The sequence below is a fragment of the Pseudoalteromonas sp. Angola-30 genome, from assembly GCF_028599215.1.
In the GTDB taxonomy this organism is placed as follows: Bacteria; Pseudomonadota; Gammaproteobacteria; order Enterobacterales; family Alteromonadaceae; genus Pseudoalteromonas; species Pseudoalteromonas atlantica.
The window spans coordinates 11,451-28,097 of record NZ_JAQREI010000014.1; the positions used below are offsets into that span (position 1 = coordinate 11,451).

Here is a 16,647-nt window from a genome sequence, read left to right on the forward strand (position 1 = left end):
TGCTTAAAAGTAAACGTTGCGAAATTGGTGACTAAAAGTAAAGCTCATCAAGTTTAAATCTAATCAAGTATTAAACCCTACAACATTGCATCCCTTGAATTGTTAGGTATGATGCACGGCCCTGTTGCTATTGGCGTATTTGCGCTAAAATAAAGCAGCTAAAAAATGTATCTACTCGGAGACTCTACAAGGCATGAAAAAACTGCTAATTTCACCGTCAAAAATGGCGCTAGGCGAACAAGAAAGTCAAATTTACCAAAACATCTTGAAGCAAGCTTCAGAACTAAGCCTAAACCTAATGGCCGTGAAAGTAGAAAACCACCCAGAGGATTTTTTAGGCTGGTGTTATGAGCTGCTAAGTGCAAGTAAAGACCGTATAAATTACGATTTACTAGAGCCACAGCAACTACCACTTTTAAAAAAGCTGCATGACCAGTTAACTTCTGCAATTAGCTTTTTACAGCTTAAAACACTACGTGTAGCACCTTGGCCTGTTATTAGTATGTTTGTAGAACAACACAAAGAACTTATTGCACTGGACGAACAGCTTCGCCTTACCACGTATTTGCACAGCATCCGTGAGCAAGCACTAAAAGATATGATCCCAGAGGATTTACTGGCATTTAGTGGTAAACACACTGCCACGCTCGACCCAAGCACCTATAACTTTGATGTTGAATGGTTCGCATCAACAAAAAGTGCAAAGGGTTTTCATCAAATGCTAGCCGACTTGCCTGGCGCGTTTGACGATGCACTTGCTAACATCCCGCTTGAAGGTGATGTGAGCGAAGCTGATTACCAACAGTTTGTTGTTGCTTATTTACTTGCCTTTAACGGTAGCGATGAAAAGCCAACCCTTGCCCCTGCTACACGTTTATTAGCAATGCGCCGCCCAGATGTGTTTACGCCAATTAGTAATAGCCGTCTTGATGCATTATGCGCAGCTTTAGGTATTACAAAATTAAACAATCGCGACTTTGAGCGCTACTGGCAAGATATAGTACAAAGCATTAATGCTATGTCGTGGTTTAAAATGGCTAATGGCAGCAATGAACTAGAAGAGCAACTAGTTAGTATAAAAGCATTATTACCATGCTTTTTTTACTATGCAGATGCCAGTACGGCCGACAACTCAAATTATATTAAGCTATTAAATAAACCTAAACGCAGCACAACAAGTGCAGGAAAACCACAGCGTAGAGGTAAAGAGTCAGCCGAAATACTTGTAGACCGTGCACTTGCAGCCGATGACATTCCCGAGCATATTCGTAGCAAACGCGACTCTATTATTAGCGAAGTACAAAAAGGCCGCGGAGTAAACGAAACAATTAGTCTTATGCGCACTATATTTGGCTAAATTTACCTAACCTAACTGTATTTTTCTGGTGCAGTTAGGTTAATTTATGCACCAGCAGTGTGCGTTTTTTAATTAACCTCCTCAATCATTCCCTCTTCTAAAACTTCTCAACATATTGTTTTATAAAAGTAAAAAAACAGTTTTATAGAAATTATTTTAAGCTGGCACATACAGTGCAATTGCATTCCCAGTTAAACAATAAAACACCGCCAGTCAAAGGGTTGCCAATAAGAGAATAAAAACCTAGGCGATAAAAATCATATAACGGGAAATGGACATGCTAAAACTAAAAAAAACCATCGCAATTAGCGCAATAGCTTTATTAGGTGCTACATCTTTAACATCAACAGCCGTACATGCAGAAGTAACAGCAAACGCAGCGGCTACGTCTAACTACTTATGGCGTGGTCAAGAGCAAACTGGGGGCGATGCTGCTATTTCTGGCGGTATTGATTACGCTGACGAGTCAGGCTTTTATGTAGGTACTTGGGCATCAAATGCTTCATGGGCCGATGAAATGACTTACGAGCTTGATGTTTACGCGGGTTTTGGTGGCGATATTAACGACACATTTAGCTACGATGTAGGTTACATTTATTACGCTTACCCAGATGCAGCTTCTGAGGCAGATGCTGATTTCTCTGAAATTTACGGTAGCATCAGCGCAGAAGGTTTCACCTTTGGCGCTGCAATCCTTGCCACTTCAGCGGCAGATGGCGATGGCACCGACTTTGGCGATTCATTATACCTAAATGCCGATTACAGCTTTGCTGTTGGCAGCAATGGTACTGAGGTTGCGCTACACTTAGGTCACTACTCTGGCGACTTTATAGGCGATGATAATATTATTGATTACGGTATCTCTGTATCAAAAGATGGTTTTACTTTTGGCGTATCTGACACCGATATGGATGAGTCAGATGTTAAAGTTTACGTAGGCTACGCTGTAGACTTTACGCTTTAAAACAAAATGTGTTACTTGCTGCAACACTAAGGGCCTTTTGGCCCTTTTCTCGTTTAGGGCACCTAAATACTCACAGCGCCTTTTAATTTTAGCGACTAAAGCACCTTACTATAAAACCCACTTCAGTTAACCGCCGAGCTCCTCGCTGCTATTACCTCTTTTTACCAATATGCTAATTCGCTTTATTAAGCTTTATTGCGCATTGGTATTAGTAATTCGCTAAAACAAAAAAGGCCGCATTAAAGGCGGCCTTTCAGTTAATTACTAATCGTTAATCGTTAAAACTTAGCTAGGTTGTTTTTACTGTCTTTATCTACAAGCTTAATGTACGGGTCTACCCCTGCGTACACTGGTTTTTCTTTTACTTTTAGCTCAATAGTATTAGTACCAGAGACTATTTGATGCTTTTGCGAGTAAATAACAAAGTCTTCAGCAAGTAGGTTTTCAGGATCATCGCTAAATAATGCAATATCAATTAGCTCATCAAGTGGTTGCTCGGTTTCTTCACCTTGTCCATCGGCATGCTGCTTAGTTGCTTCAACGCTCAGTGTTACTGTATAAAAACCTTCGCTATCAACATCATCTGTAACCGAAACTGCTTTCATTTCAAGCTCATAAAGCGTTATATATTTAAACTGATCATCAATAAAACGTTGCTCCGCTTGCGTTGCGTCTTGTTTTAAATAGCTAAGTAAATCAAGCGTAGTTGGGTATGGCGTTGACTGGTATTTAAACTCATTCAAAAACGCTTTAAGTGCTGCATTTAAGCGCTCTTCCCCTAATCGGTCATAAATCGCCATCATCGCAACTGAGCCTTTATTGTAATGAAGATATTGTTGAGACTGCGTTTTATACAGCGGCATTTCTTCAAAGGCTTCGCCTGTGCGGCCCATTAAGTATTTATCTAACTCGTACTTTAAGAATTTACGAAGCTTCTCGGCGCCAAAGCGTTTTTTTAGCACCATAAGCGCACTGTATTGGGAGAGCGATTCAGAAATAACGGCACTGCCCTCTACATTAGCCCCAGATACTTGATGCCCCCACCATTGGTGCGCAACTTCATGTGCGGTTACATAGTAAGGTAGGTCAACTTTACTCTCATCTCTTAAGTCTGTGATAAAGCCAATACTTTCTGAGTAAGGCACCGTATTAGCAAAACTTTGCGCAAACGAGCGATACTTAGGAAACTCAATAATACGTAACTGCTTATGCTGATATGGCCCAAATGCTTGCGTGTAGTAATCTATTGAGTCTTGTACTGACTCAATCATACGGTCAACATTCCATGCATGATCTTTGTGGTAGTACACCTCAATATTTACACCGTTATGTTCAACCTTTTTGCTTTCAAGCTCCGCCGAAAGAACAGAATAAAAGTTTATAATTGGAGCATCCATTTCATAAACAAAAGTACGTCGTCCGTCTTTTACACTCTCACTTTTTAAGTAACCAGGTGTAATAGCAAATTGTGACTCATCGGTGGTTACTGTTGCCTTGTAGTTTATAAAGCCATTAGCAGGCCCAAACTCATTTTGCGTATAATAGCGGCTGTCTTCTAGTTTATGTGCACGTTCAAGCTCGGGTAAATCGTGCTTACGGCGCTCATACTTATCCGCAATTTGAAAATACTTTTGATAACCAAAATTTGGTAATAATTCTCTATTATTTACAAATGTACCGTTATGCACGAGTTGAGTATCAGATCCTCTATCAACAAAACCGTCGTGTTCACGAGAAACTGAAAGCTCACCTTCGCGTACTTCATTAGGCATTAGCGGTTGTTCAAACTCAAACCATACCATGCCAAAATCGGTTAAACGCTCAACTATTTTTCCGCCCGCCATTTTTACATCCCAGCTTTTAGATTGGCTAGGCTCGTTAATTAACACACGGGTTATTGGCTCGTTTGCAGTATTGGTAAACTTAATTTTAGCCACGGCATTTAAAGCACGTTTTTTAGGATAAATATCAATGTGTAAATCAACATCAGTTATTATAGGCAGTGGCAAGTCTTTGTATTGTGAGAACTCTTGCTCATACCTTACTTGTAGCGCTTCGTTATCATCACTTGTTACAAACTCATTGATTACACGGGTGTTGTAATAAATGTTATAACCCGCGCCCACAAATACCAATAAACTTATAACGGCTGCAATCTGGCCTTTTAAAGACATGTTGTAACTCACTAAAGATAAACGCGTACGCAATGTTTGCGATGGACCACGATGCCATAAAGCAAACCCTACAATAGCTAAAAACACACTCAATGCGCCCCAATATAGGGTATACCAATGCGCGCCTAGTAAAAAATGCCCGTAACCGTTTATGTCTGAATACGGTACGCTACTGCTTTGCGAAAAATGATACATATGATGCTCAAATCCGTAAGCACCCATTACCATTTGAGCAATGTAATACAGAATAAACAAACCCATACCTATGTATTTATTAGGGCTAATTATTTGTAAAAAGAACGCCAAAATAGCCATCATAATTAAAGGCAATAATGTAAGGTAACCCAACCTAAATAAGTACTGGCCAAGCTCTAAGTTAAATTGCCCCTTAAATAGTTGCACCGCAATGGTAAACATCATACCTACTAAATAAAGGCCACAAACCGCAGTGATTAGCGCAATAATTTTAGATACCCAAAACACACTGTTATGCACCGGGTAGCTGTCAACAATATCGCCCATACCACTGTGGCGTTCTCGCCAAACCAGCTCTGCGCTGTAATAAGCAATAATAATAAACATAAATATAGCGGAGGCGTTTTGAATAATGCCCACCATGTTTTGTGTGAGCGGCCAATCTGTTGTGCCATATGCGCCTATAGGCGCAAAAAGTGGTGCGAGTAACGTAATAATACTGACACCCGCTAAAATCATAAAAGGAGCACTTAATATAACCTGCTTAAGCTCAAATAAGCTGCGCATTACTAATTGCGATTGCGTATTGACCCCTTTTGACTTGTAATTTTTAGCGCTGCTAATAAGTGCTGCTTGTTTGTTTTTTACAAACGTAGAAACAGCAAATTGCTTTTTTTGCTTTTTAGTGACTACGCGATTACCTAACTTTCCGAGGCCAAAAAACATCGCTAAACTTATTGCTACCCATAAAATACGGTTAATTAAAAAATCGCCCGAAAGCGTTAACACTTCAGTATTTTTATCACTTACAGTCCAGTAACGGGTTAAGTCAATTAATGAACCAGTGCCAAATGGGTCTGCGTAAACAACAATATTTCTAAACGCTAAATCGTCAAAATAGATACTCGCCAATTGGTAACTTATATAGATCACCACGGCCGTTACATATACCGCCATTATGGTTTTAAAATAAACCGCCACACTATTAAAAATAGCACTGAGCACCAATAAGCTTGGCACCGCCAAATATAAAAAAGGCGCAGCGTAATATATAAACTTATTAGGGCCTACTAGTTCACTATCGAGCCAGCCAACCAACAAGCCAAACTGAGATCCCAAAAATACGCCTAGTGGCACGCTTAAAAACACGATAAGTACAACTAAGTAAGAACCAAAAAAACGCCCTGATTGATAAGCAAGCGGGTTAACGGGCTTACTAAACACCAGCTCATCCATTTTGGTCTCGCTGTTGCGAATCGCTGAGCTTGCAACAAAGTTAACCACTAAAAACATAGCAAGCGTACAAAAGGTAACCGTTAAAACCATAATGGTATAAGGCGAGTTCATATGAACATTAGCCCCACCTAGCGGAAACTTACTACTGGAGCTTATAAAAAACGCCATAAAAAAGAAGATTAATGAGGTCACATAAAACGAAGGCTGGCGCACAAAATAGCGCAGCTCAAACGCGAGCATATTAAAAAACATAGCGCCCCCTTATGCCACTTGGCTGTTACGATGATTAAGCAACGTAGAAAAATACACATCTTCTAGGTTTGCACTGCTGAGCTCAAAACCTTCAGGGGCTTCATTAGCTAATACATGTAATATGGTTTGCCCAGCAAATAAGCGTTTTGAAATAACAGGCAGTTGCGGCTCAAGCTCTAGTGCTTCTTCTTGGCTCATGGCTTTGCGCCAAATTTGGCCTTGGAGTTTATCGGTAAGGGCAATGGGGTTACCCTCTAATAATATTTTTCCGCCTGCCAGTACGGCCATGTTTGGGCACAGCTCTGCCACATCTTCAACAATGTGGGTCGATAATATAACGACTTTTTGCTCGCCTAAGCTTACTAGCAAGTTATGAAAACGATTTCGCTCTTCAGGATCTAACCCTGCTGTTGGTTCATCAACAATTAGTAAATCAGGGTCACCTAGTAAGGCTTGTGCAATACCAAAACGCTGGCGCATACCGCCCGAAAAGCCACTTACCGCTTTTGAGCGATGTTGATATAAATTAGTATGTGCAAGCAAGCCTTCTACCGACTCTTTACGCTCGCCTTTGTTATGAATGCCCTTTAAAACAGCCATATGGTCTAGCAAGTCGTAAGCACTAACACGTGGGTATACACCAAAATCTTGCGGTAGGTAACCTAAACGTTGGCGCAGAGCCTGTGGGTCTTTAAAAACATCAATACCATCAAAAGTAATTGAACCCGAATCGGCAGATTGCAACGTAGAAATAGTACGCATTAGTGATGATTTACCGGCCCCATTTGGCCCAAGCAGCCCAAACATTCCTTTTCCTATAGATAAATCAACACCTTGTAGTGCATGTACGCCATTATCGTAGGTTTTAGATAACCCTGTTATTGATAGCATTTTTACTTCCTTGAATTTTAATAGTTTTTTTATTGCGCTTTTTATATCACATTAAAAAAAGGAACATAAGTTACGCAGCGGTTAATTTTGTAACAATAAATAAACACGATAGGTAATAATACTTGCCTCGCATTTATTCAGTCGGTATAAAAACCACACACACACTTTATAAGAAGCGTAAAGCCATGCAAAAACATCAAAGCCAACCACTAAACGACTTTATAGAATACCCTCACGATGAAATGCTAAAACGCGCAACCGAATTTTTACAAACCAGCCAGCGCCGCCATAGTATTCGCAGCTTTAGCGACCGACCTGTGCCTAAAAATATAATTGAAGCCTGTATAAAAGCAGCAGGTACCGCGCCAAGTGGAGCGAATCATCAACCGTGGCATTTTGTAGCTATAAACAGTAGCGATGTAAAAAAACAAATAAGAGAGGCCGCCGAAAAACTAGAGCGCTCTTTTTATGAAGGCAGAGCAGGTGAAGAGTGGCTTGATGCGCTAAAACCATTAGGTACCGACGCCAATAAACCCTATTTAGAGCATGCGCCTTGGCTTATTGCAGTGTTTAGTCAAAAAAAAGGCGGTGTGAATACGGATGATAAAAACACCAATTATTATGTGCACGAATCAGTAGGACTAGCTACTGGGTTTTTAATACAAGCCCTGCACCGCTGTGGCTTAGCTACGCTTACCCATACACCTAAACCAATGAGTTTTTTAACCGACATTTGTAAGCGCGACAAAGACAACGAACGTCCTTACATGTTACTTATTGCGGGCTACCCAAGTGACGATGCAACTGTACCTGCCCATGCACTTGATAAAAAGTCGCTTGATGAGATTGCCACTTTTATTTAAAGCAAATTACTCAGCCGTACTTTGCTTACAAAACCATTCGTAAAGTAACGTAATAATCGACTCAACCTTTGGGTCGATTAACGAATAATAAATTGTGTGTCCCTCACGGCGAGTTGCCACTAGCTGGGCTTTACGTAAACTCGCCAAATGCTGAGACAAAGCAGACTGCGCCAACGGAACATTTTGATTTAACTCACCTACACTTTGTTCACCTTGCAATAAACTACATAAAATCATTAAACGGTTTTTATTTGCCATTAATTTTAAAAATTGCTCTGCCTGCTGAGCGTTTTCTGCAAGTTGTTCAATATTCATTGTGATACTTAATTATTTTGCGTGTTTTAATTATAGACTTTTACATTAGTAAGTTCTAATATAATTAACATTAGAAAAAACTAATATTAAGGTCAATTCATGAAAATAAGTGACGCCATACTCTTAATTGGCGGAAGTGCCGTTACAATTTCTGTGCTTTTAAGCTACTTTGTTGATAGTAACTTTCAATTTTTAACGTTATTTATTGGTATTAACTTAGTGCAATCCGCCTACACTAAATGGTGCCCATTAATGACTTTTTTGCGCAAAAGAGGATTTACAGACTAATGCTTACTTCAATTCCTGATTTACTAAAAATTATCACACCTAACCAACGCCGTATTGATGCAGCGCAAGCTAAGCAAGAGTTAGAACAAAATAAAGGTTTACTTATTGATGTACGCGAACCCGCTGAGCATGCCAATGTAGCTGCGGTAGGGGCAATAAATATTCCACGCGGATTACTCGAAATGAAGCTAATGGAAATAGAAAAAGACGCTGCACGCCCTATTTACTTACATTGTGCCAGCGGTGCCCGCGCCACTTTAGGTGCAGAAGCGCTAACCCGCGTCGGCTACGAAAACGTTACCGTTATTACGTGTAATGCAACGCAAGTAAGTGAAGTTTTTTAATTGCTTCACAAAAAAGTAACCTAAATTGCCTACACTTTGCTTTTTACACTTTACAGGTACAAAGCAATGGCATTTACACGGAGAAGTTTTTTAAAAGCATCGGCAGCAGGATTTGGCGCTGCCGTATTATCACTTGGTTTAACAGGCTGTCGTTTTGACGATGATGACGACACACCCGTTAGCTTTGACCACGGCGTTGCCAGCGGCGACCCGCTAAGCGATAGCTTAATTATTTGGACCCGTGTAACCCCACTCGATGTAACAACTAAATCGTTAAAAGTACAATGGCAAGCCGCCACCGACCAAAGCTTTACAAATATTGTTCACGATGGTGAAACACATATCAGTGATACCACCGACTTTACTCTTAAAGTTGATTTACAAGGGCTTGATGCCAACACCGTTTATTACTATCGCTTTAATGCACATGGAAAAACCTCCCCTATCGGACAAGGAAAAACGCTTCCTGTCGGTGCGGTTGATCAGGTGAAATTAGCCGTTGTATCGTGCGCAAATTATCCTGCGGGGTATTTTCATGTATATAGCGAAATTGCTAAGCAAAGCGATTTAGATGCGGTACTGCACTTAGGTGATTACATATACGAATACAGCAATACGGGTTATGCAACCGAAGACGCCGAACAGTTAGAGCGACTGCTACCATTAGATAACAGCAGCGAAATTATCGCACTGACCGATTATAGAAAACGCTATGCAAATTATCGCCTCGATGCCGACTTACAAGCAGCCCATAGCCACTGTGCATTTATAACAGTGTGGGACGACCACGAAATCACCAACGACACATGGCGCGAAGGCGCAGAAAATCATAACGAAGGTGAAGGCGAATTTAGCCAACGTAAACTCAATGCACTACAAGCCTACTTTGAGTGGATGCCAATTCGTAATGTAGCCGACAAAGAGCGTATTTACCGACGCTTTGAGTTTGGTAATTTAGTCTCTTTATACATGCTAGATACCCGTGTATTAGCGCGTGATGAGCAGCTTAACTATAGTGATTTTGATCTTACCTCCCCTGCAGGGCAAAGCGCATTTGCTGCAGCAATAGGCGCAACAGACCGTGCATTATTAGGCAGCGAACAACTTACATGGCTTAGCGATGCAATCACTACCTCAAGCACACAGTGGCAAGTGTTAGGGCAACAAGTGCTAATGACAAAAATGCACTTACCAGTAGAGGTCATGTTACTACTTGCTAGCTTACAAAGTGCTCAGGCAAACGGAGGCGATCCAAGTGAATTGCTCGCACAGGCCAATGTATTATTTGCAGAGCTGGCGCAAATTAAAGGCCGTGTATTAGCGGGCGACCCAAGTGTAACCGAGGCAGAGCTTGCCCGTGTTCAAACCACCATACCGTATAACCTTGATGCGTGGGATGGCTATGCCTACGAGCGAGAAGTATTATTAGGTACCGCTGTTGCAGCACAAAAAAACTTAGTAGTTTTAGCCGGAGATACTCATAACGGCTGGGCGGGACAGCTTAAAACTGATGCCAGTAACCCTATTGCAGCCTCACAAAATGCTGGGGTGGAATTTGCAACGGCATCGGTTTCATCACCAGGGCTTGAAGAATATTTAGCGCTAAACACACAAGATGCGCAAACCGTAGCGCAAATAGAGCAAGTAATTGCCTTATTAGTTGATGACCTTGCTTATAATAATTTAGTGGAGCGCGGCTATTTAACCGTTACATTTACACCTGCAAAAGCCAGTGCTAAGTGGAATTATATAAGTACAATTAAAGCGCGCGAATATCAGGTTGTTGAAAGCCGTACCAAAGAGCTAAGCATGCTGGCAGGTCAGGCTCAATTATAAAACGCTTAACGCTTCGCTTCTAAAGCTGCCAAACGCGTATCTATGCGCTCTACTACCTCAACTAAGCGAGCAAGTAATGCTTGGTTGAGGTGATTTTCAGCAAGCTCCTGTGTTTTAGGGGCTTGCGCAGCTAAGTTATCTTTTTGCTCAAGTATGGCTTCTCTAAACTCACTGGCATTTTCAACACCAAGTAATGACACCAATGCACCATGACCCGACTGCCCTGCAGTTTCAAAGCTTAAGCGGTATAACCCAAAAAAGCGCATAAGCGGCCCTTGGTTCAGCCCCACATCGGTTATTTTTTCAAGTGGTATAGATTTTTCTTCTTTAAATAAAATGCCGCGTTTAACAACTAGCTTTTGCGTGAGTAATTGCGCCGACATAGCGGCCAAAATTTTACCTGCCACCAGCCATACAACAAATAACACCACAGGTATAAGTGGAATGGTCACTAATGCAACGGCACTAAAAAAGCATGCCATGGTCATCCAGTATTGCTTCACTTTGGGATCAAAGCTGGCACTTTTTAAGATAGGGTTACTCATTGGTTTATCCTCATTCCCATTTTATTAATCTAATCAAACGTATGCCTTTATTCAACTTATGTGATCAACGTCTTCAATGCAATTTAGCCACTTACATTCAGATAAACTTTCATACACTCTCTTACAAACGCCAATCAAAAATATAGCTACACTAAAGCCTAATAGCGTTGCGGCACACTTTACTTATCGCAAACAATTTTCACTTTTTACTTAACACCAAGGCTCCCATGAACACTTATATACAAAACTCACTACGGTTATTAGTTGGCACACTTGCACTTGGCAGTATTACTGCTCAAGCTGAGTCGCAGTTTTCATTAGGGGGCGGTGTCATTTCTACCAGCTCACCTTATGCAGGTACCGACAGTGAAACGCTATTTTTACCTATCATTACTTACGAAGGTGAAAGGCTTAGTTTTAAAGGTTTGTCGGTTGATTATAAATTAGTGGAGCAGCAAGGTTTTAACTGGTCATTAGTTTTAGAGCCAGGTGATAACTTTGATACCTCAGATTCAGACCTTGCAGCCATAAAAACCTTAGACGATAGAAAGCTATCACTCTACGCTGGTACGCAGGTTAGTTACACTGCAAGCTTTGGTAAAATAAGCGCCAGTGCTACTCATGATGTAATAGGCCACGGCGATGGCGCTAAATTTAAAACCAATTACAGTTACCCTATTAAGTTATCTAAACAACTAATGCTCATTCCTTCTGTGGGTCTTGAGGTAAATAGCAGTGATGTATCTAACTATTATTATGGTGTAGCACAGGGCGAATCTACCACCTATGCGCCTTACGAATTTGGTTCTACGGTTAACTACAATGCGGGCTTATTTTTAATGTATTACATTAATAAAAACTGGAACGTAAATGCCATGGTTAACTATAAGCAGCTCGATTCTGATATTGAAGACTCACCCATTATTGATACCGATAACACCACAACTGTTATGATGTCGGTTAACTATCGTTTTTAATATCCCTTTTGTTAGGTATTAATTAGGCATTAAAAAAGCCGAGCATACAGGGCTATGCTCGGCTTAGGTTTGGGAAAATATAACTGCTACTGCTTATTAATAAGTATGCTTACATTTTCTCTATCTGGGCCTATTACATTAAACGTGTAGGTACCTTGTTCGGTAATATTCAGTGCTATATTGGCGCCTACCGCTTCAAGTGGTGTTAGTTCATCAATTACCACTACCGGCGTATCGCCTGCTCCACCGTAATCCACTGTGCTCCAATCTTCAGACGCTACTTTAAATTCGTAGTCGCCTACTTCTAATTCAATAGAAGCAGAGTAAATTGCATCACCCTCGTAAATAAGTGGGTTATCAGTACTCCAGTCATTTAAGCTGCCGCGTATAAACACCGGTGTTTGTGCAAACATTTCTCCGTTGAGCACTTTTAGCGATACGTTATTTAAATCACTGGCGTCAAATATAAACTGGTATTCACCTTGCTCGGCAAGGTCTATGGTCATATTTGCCCCCGCAACCGACAACTGCTCGGCGGTGCCAACCATTACACTGGCATCTCCCTCAGCCGAGCCATAATCAACCGTGCTCCAATCTTCTGACGCTACTTTAAATTCATAGCTTGCAGCGCTCAGTGTTTTAGTAAAGGTGTAAATGCCTTTACCTTTATAACTTAGCTCATCGGTTACTCCCCAATCATTAAGCGTACCGCGCACATAAATGGCAGTGCCTACAAATGGCTCTTCGTTGTATAAAGTAAGCGTTGGATTTTCAGGGTTTGAAGCATCAAGCGAAAATACATAGGTTGCATCAATAGCAGCGCTAAAGGTCATGTTTGCACCTGAGCGCGTTAATGGCTCACTTTGATTTTCAACTACCTCTTTATCAGCGTCAGTAAGCGCACCAAAATCAACTGTAGACCAATCTTCTGAGGCAATTTTAAATTCGTAGTCGCCAGCGCTTAGCGCAATTGCTATACGGTATTCACCCTCGCCAATATATTCAAATGCATCACGTGTGCCCCAGTCATTTAAAGTTCCGCGCACAAACACAGCGGTGCTGCCATAAGGTACTACATCAGGCGCGCCTACGGTCGCATTTGCACTTAAACCAACACCTTGGCTCTCACCTTGGTTTTTAGTAAAAACAGCTAGTGTGTAAGGCGGTACAGTAAATGTGCCTTCGTTATCGCCTTGGGCAAAATTGGCGCTGGCCATGCTTGCATCAACACTGTTTTTTAATACGTCGTGTAATTCAAAACCCGCTGCCGTGGCAATAGTATGGCTAAGGGTTTGCTCGGTTGCGTTAATCACCACTACAAGCGCATCAAATGCTGGGTCTAAGTCTGTTAATCCTTCGCCATCATCAATGTTCATTACAATTAAGCCATGTTGCTGCGCTTTACCTACGTTATGAAAACCCACTCGCTCAATGACATCTTGCTCTGTGGTTAATCTAAATAGTGGGCTGCTGCTACGTATTTGTAAAAACTCGTTAAATACATCGCCTGCATAAGCTATGTCTTGCGGCATTGCCTGTGCATCTGGATTAGCAGATATAGGCATAATTTCAGACCATTTTTCTTGGTTCTTCTCTGCGTTTGGTAAACCAATGTTCCAGTTATTATTCTCTTTGGTTAAATCAACAGCATTAAACCAATCACCGGCATTATAGCTATCACGATCCATTGACTTAGAACGCAGTAAATCAGCGCCTAATTGCATAAAAGGAATGCCTTGGCTCATAAGTGGAATAGATAATGCCATGTTGTGCGCGCGCACACGTTGCTCAATACTCATGCTTGATGCATGTTTGTATTGCAACTGATCCCACAGTGTTTCGTTATCGTGTTTTGATACGTAATGAATGCTATCGGCAGGGTCTAGTGCATACGCCGTTGGCTGAGTATTCCAAGTAAAGCTATTACCTTTAGATGAATTACCTTTAAAGTCTTTTAGAATGTAATTTTGTAAGTTGCCCGCCAGCGATAACCGTAACGTGTCTTGTTCGGCTAGGTTGCCATCTGTCGGGTTATTGCTAAACATTGCACCACCACGCACGGCTTCACGAATACGGTCATTAAATGTACCCACCTCTGAGCCTGCCATATCAGCCTGTTTAGCTTGTGTAAATAAACGATTGTTAGCTACTTCACCAAAATCCCAGCCTTCACCGTAAAAATAGTTATCTGGGTCAACTGCTTGCACGGCTTCACGCGCAGCTAATATTGATGATTTAGGCATATGCCCCATAACATCAAATCTAAAACTGTCGTAGCCAAATTCACGCGCTAAAATAACTAATGAATCAGTAACAAACTTATCCATCATTACATGCTCTGTAGCTGTATTTTCACAACATGTTGAGCGCTCTATTTCACCACTTACTTCGTTATAGCGATGGTAATAACCCGGTACAAGCTTATCAAATACCGACTTGTCCCAAATACCCGATGATGTTGTGTGGTTATAAACCACATCCAGTACAACACGAAGTCCTACTTCTTGCAGTGATTGCACCATAGCGCGGGTTTCTTTAACGCGGGCAATGCCCTCTGGGCTTGAGGCATACGAGCCTTCAGGCGCTATAAAGTAATGCGGATCGTAACCCCAGTTAAAGCCGTCTAAATCACGCATCGCACTGGCTAATGCTTGTGCATCATCTGAGCCAGGGAGGTAACTTTGCATAATATCGACAATGGTGCTGTTTTTATCTTCGATTTTACATGCATCAGCTTCATCGTTAATACGCTCACATAATTTACCTAAGGTGTCTGTAATTTCCACACGCTGTGAGGCATCCTCTTCAATGGTGCCAATATCAGTCACTGGCAGTAAATGAAAGTGTGTTAAGCCTTTATCTGCTAATTGCTTAAGGTGCTGCATTGGCACGCTTTCAAGTTCAGTGAATGCAAGGTATTTACCGCGGTTTGCTTCGCTTACTGACTGATCACGCACACTAAAATCACGTACGTGGCCTTCATAAATAACCGCATCTTCTGGGCTAGTAATAGTAGGCACGATACGCTCATCCCAGCCTTCTGGTTTAGTGTCATCATCGGCTAAATTAATCAGCTGGCTGTATAAACCATTGGTAGATACATTGAGTGAGTAAGGGTCTGTACTCCAAAGCGACTCTATTTGCTGAGTCAGTGGGTGGTAAACATCAAAATTAAAGCGGTAGTAATGGCGGTCGTATTGCATATCTAAACTTGCTTGCCAAATACCTGTCTGTGTATTTAATGTCATTGGTATAGAGTGCACTTGTGTTTTTGCATCATCAAACACGTTTAGCACCATGTTATTAGCAGTGGGTGCCCACACAGTTACATCAATCGCGTTATTGCCATAAGTTACGCCAAGTACAGCTTCGTTAGCGTCGTCTTCGCCTTGTGTGTAAAGGGCATCGAGTGCTTTAGCGGTTTGCACATAGCTTGCTTCTAGCAGCTTACCTTCACTATCGTAACCGGCAATAACAAGCTGCGACTTTATAAGCGCTTTAGCCGTGTTTGTATCCCAACTTCCTTCGTAAGCGTTCCAAGTGGTTAAATGCGGTACTTTTGCCGCTTGCTCATCAGTTAAACTGCTTGATTGCAGCGTAACAGTATCGCCGTTTAAACCAGTATCAATATCCACTTCAAGCTGAGCCGTAGCTGATGAATGCAACTTAATTAGGCTTGTAAGCTCGTTACTTGGTTTATACAAAATAGTATTTAAATCAATCCAATGCGCTGAAGCACCTGTTATAGCAACTGCGCGTTCGCCCAAACTTAAAATAGGGTATTCAAACACCGAAGGCTCACCATGAATGGTAAAGTTCATACGTTGAAAGGTTTCATCGTCTTGCATCAGCGGCATAGTTAAATCCACATCACCAAACGCTTTACCTGACCCTTCTGTACCAATATGAATAATAAAATTGGCACATTCGTTATAACCCTCTTTAAGATTAATTATCCAATACGCACCGTAGTTAGGGTCAATACCATCGTACTCGTGGCCGTTAGCCCAATCGCTGGTATCAAATGGCGGTGCATAAGCATCGCATACCTCGTTATTCCACGAATGTAATCGGTAGCCTTCGTAGTTATCATCGGCTAAGCGGTTGTAAAATAAAACCGCCTCTCCTTCCCCTGCAAATACCACAGGGTCTGGCAGGGTTGGGTCGGCGCCAACCACACAGCTTTCGTTATTTTCATCAGGTACTGTCGGTGCAGGGCATGATATAGGTTCGGGATCGACACATTGTGTCCCCGCTTCATTAGGGACTTGTGGCACATTACAGGTAAGTAATGGTTCACCAGATTCAACATCATCTGTTCCACCACACGCTGCTAATAGCATTAACGCTAACGTTATTAGCAAATATTTAGGCATAGTTATAATTTTCATTTTTAAACGCTCCGTTTGC

The 16,647-nt window shown here is 41.5% G+C and carries 12 protein-coding genes; 7 read left to right on the plus strand and 5 right to left on the minus strand.

All coding sequences use genetic code 11. The features are described 5' to 3' along the window. Positions 1 to 193 precede the first annotated feature (193 nt). Positions 194 to 1,357 (plus strand): hypothetical protein, encoded by a 1,164-nt coding sequence (locus PSH54_RS15405; RefSeq protein WP_273606531.1) that lies wholly within the window; start codon positions 194 to 196, stop codon positions 1,355 to 1,357. Between the two features lie 277 nt (positions 1,358 to 1,634). Then, positions 1,635 to 2,321 (plus strand): TorF family putative porin, encoded by a 687-nt coding sequence (locus PSH54_RS15410; protein ID WP_004589216.1) that lies wholly within the window; start codon positions 1,635 to 1,637, stop codon positions 2,319 to 2,321. Between the two features lie 278 nt (positions 2,322 to 2,599). On the opposite strand, the gene PSH54_RS15415 is transcribed toward PSH54_RS15410, so the two are convergent. Both PSH54_RS15415 and PSH54_RS15420 read right to left on the minus strand, forming a co-directional pair. Then, positions 2,600 to 6,178 carry an ABC transporter permease/M1 family aminopeptidase gene (locus PSH54_RS15415; RefSeq protein ID WP_273606532.1) on the minus strand — a complete coding sequence of 1,193 codons (3,579 nt, stop codon included), beginning with the start codon at positions 6,176 to 6,178 and terminating at the stop codon, positions 2,600 to 2,602. A 9-nt stretch (positions 6,179 to 6,187) separates the two neighbouring features. Continuing rightward, positions 6,188 to 7,069 carry an ABC transporter ATP-binding protein gene (locus tag PSH54_RS15420; RefSeq protein WP_029773142.1) on the minus strand — a complete coding sequence of 294 codons (882 nt, stop codon included), beginning with the start codon at positions 7,067 to 7,069 and terminating at the stop codon, positions 6,188 to 6,190. A 185-nt stretch (positions 7,070 to 7,254) separates the two neighbouring features. On the opposite strand from PSH54_RS15420, the gene PSH54_RS15425 reads away from it, so the two are divergent. Then, positions 7,255 to 7,932 (plus strand): nitroreductase family protein, encoded by a 678-nt coding sequence (locus PSH54_RS15425; RefSeq protein ID WP_029773143.1) that lies wholly within the window; start codon positions 7,255 to 7,257, stop codon positions 7,930 to 7,932. Positions 7,933 to 7,938: 6 nt separating this feature from the next. Here PSH54_RS15425 and PSH54_RS15430 read toward each other — a convergent pair whose 3' ends face one another. After that, a complete protein-coding gene (locus PSH54_RS15430) occupies positions 7,939 to 8,247 on the minus strand; it encodes an ArsR/SmtB family transcription factor (protein ID WP_024033876.1) in 309 nt (102 codons plus the stop codon). A 99-nt stretch (positions 8,248 to 8,346) separates the two neighbouring features. Between PSH54_RS15430 and PSH54_RS15435 the strand changes: the two genes are divergently transcribed. From PSH54_RS15435 to PSH54_RS15445, 3 genes are all read left to right on the plus strand, one after another. Next, positions 8,347 to 8,535, plus strand: coding sequence for a YgaP family membrane protein (locus tag PSH54_RS15435; RefSeq protein WP_004589221.1), 189 nt, complete (start codon positions 8,347 to 8,349; stop codon positions 8,533 to 8,535). Then, complete coding sequence (locus tag PSH54_RS15440) at positions 8,535 to 8,879, plus strand: rhodanese-like domain-containing protein (RefSeq protein WP_004589222.1); 345 nt, start codon at positions 8,535 to 8,537, stop codon at positions 8,877 to 8,879. Before PSH54_RS15435 ends, PSH54_RS15440 begins: the two co-directional genes overlap by 1 nt. Positions 8,880 to 8,945: 66 nt before the next feature. After that, positions 8,946 to 10,715, plus strand: coding sequence for an alkaline phosphatase D family protein (locus tag PSH54_RS15445; RefSeq protein ID WP_273606533.1), 1,770 nt, complete (start codon positions 8,946 to 8,948; stop codon positions 10,713 to 10,715). A 5-nt stretch (positions 10,716 to 10,720) separates the two neighbouring features. Here PSH54_RS15445 and PSH54_RS15450 read toward each other — a convergent pair whose 3' ends face one another. Next, positions 10,721 to 11,260: a PH domain-containing protein gene (locus PSH54_RS15450; protein ID WP_273606534.1), complete on the minus strand. Its 540-nt coding sequence runs from the start codon at positions 11,258 to 11,260 to the stop codon at positions 10,721 to 10,723. A gap of 227 nt (positions 11,261 to 11,487) precedes the next feature. Here PSH54_RS15450 and PSH54_RS15455 point away from each other — a divergent pair, with 227 nt between their 5' ends. After that, a complete protein-coding gene (locus PSH54_RS15455; protein ID WP_273606535.1) occupies positions 11,488 to 12,237 on the plus strand; it encodes a MipA/OmpV family protein in 750 nt (249 codons plus the stop codon). Between the two features lie 86 nt (positions 12,238 to 12,323). Here PSH54_RS15455 and PSH54_RS15460 read toward each other — a convergent pair whose 3' ends face one another. Next, positions 12,324 to 16,628, minus strand: coding sequence for an alpha-1,6-glucosidase domain-containing protein (locus tag PSH54_RS15460; protein ID WP_273606536.1), 4,305 nt, complete (start codon positions 16,626 to 16,628; stop codon positions 12,324 to 12,326). Positions 16,629 to 16,647 lie beyond the last annotated feature (19 nt).

Excerpts from the sequence above, each read along its gene's own strand:
- PSH54_RS15405 (WP_273606531.1), top strand. The coding sequence starts at position 194 with ATGAAAAAACTGCTAATTTCACCGTCAAAAATGGCGCTAGGCGAACAA.
- PSH54_RS15450 (WP_273606534.1), bottom strand. The coding sequence starts at position 11,260 with ATGAGTAACCCTATCTTAAAAAGTGCCAGCTTTGATCCCAAAGTGAAG.
- PSH54_RS15440 (WP_004589222.1), top strand. The coding sequence starts at position 8,535 with ATGCTTACTTCAATTCCTGATTTACTAAAAATTATCACACCTAACCAA.
- PSH54_RS15430 (WP_024033876.1), bottom strand. The coding sequence starts at position 8,247 with ATGAATATTGAACAACTTGCAGAAAACGCTCAGCAGGCAGAGCAATTT.
- PSH54_RS15455 (WP_273606535.1), top strand. The coding sequence starts at position 11,488 with ATGAACACTTATATACAAAACTCACTACGGTTATTAGTTGGCACACTT.
- PSH54_RS15415 (WP_273606532.1), bottom strand. The coding sequence starts at position 6,178 with ATGTTTTTTAATATGCTCGCGTTTGAGCTGCGCTATTTTGTGCGCCAG.
- PSH54_RS15445 (WP_273606533.1), top strand. The coding sequence starts at position 8,946 with ATGGCATTTACACGGAGAAGTTTTTTAAAAGCATCGGCAGCAGGATTT.
- PSH54_RS15460 (WP_273606536.1), bottom strand. The coding sequence starts at position 16,628 with ATGAAAATTATAACTATGCCTAAATATTTGCTAATAACGTTAGCGTTA.
- PSH54_RS15435 (WP_004589221.1), top strand. The coding sequence starts at position 8,347 with ATGAAAATAAGTGACGCCATACTCTTAATTGGCGGAAGTGCCGTTACA.
- PSH54_RS15410 (WP_004589216.1), top strand. The coding sequence starts at position 1,635 with ATGCTAAAACTAAAAAAAACCATCGCAATTAGCGCAATAGCTTTATTA.
- PSH54_RS15420 (WP_029773142.1), bottom strand. The coding sequence starts at position 7,069 with ATGCTATCAATAACAGGGTTATCTAAAACCTACGATAATGGCGTACAT.
- PSH54_RS15425 (WP_029773143.1), top strand. The coding sequence starts at position 7,255 with ATGCAAAAACATCAAAGCCAACCACTAAACGACTTTATAGAATACCCT.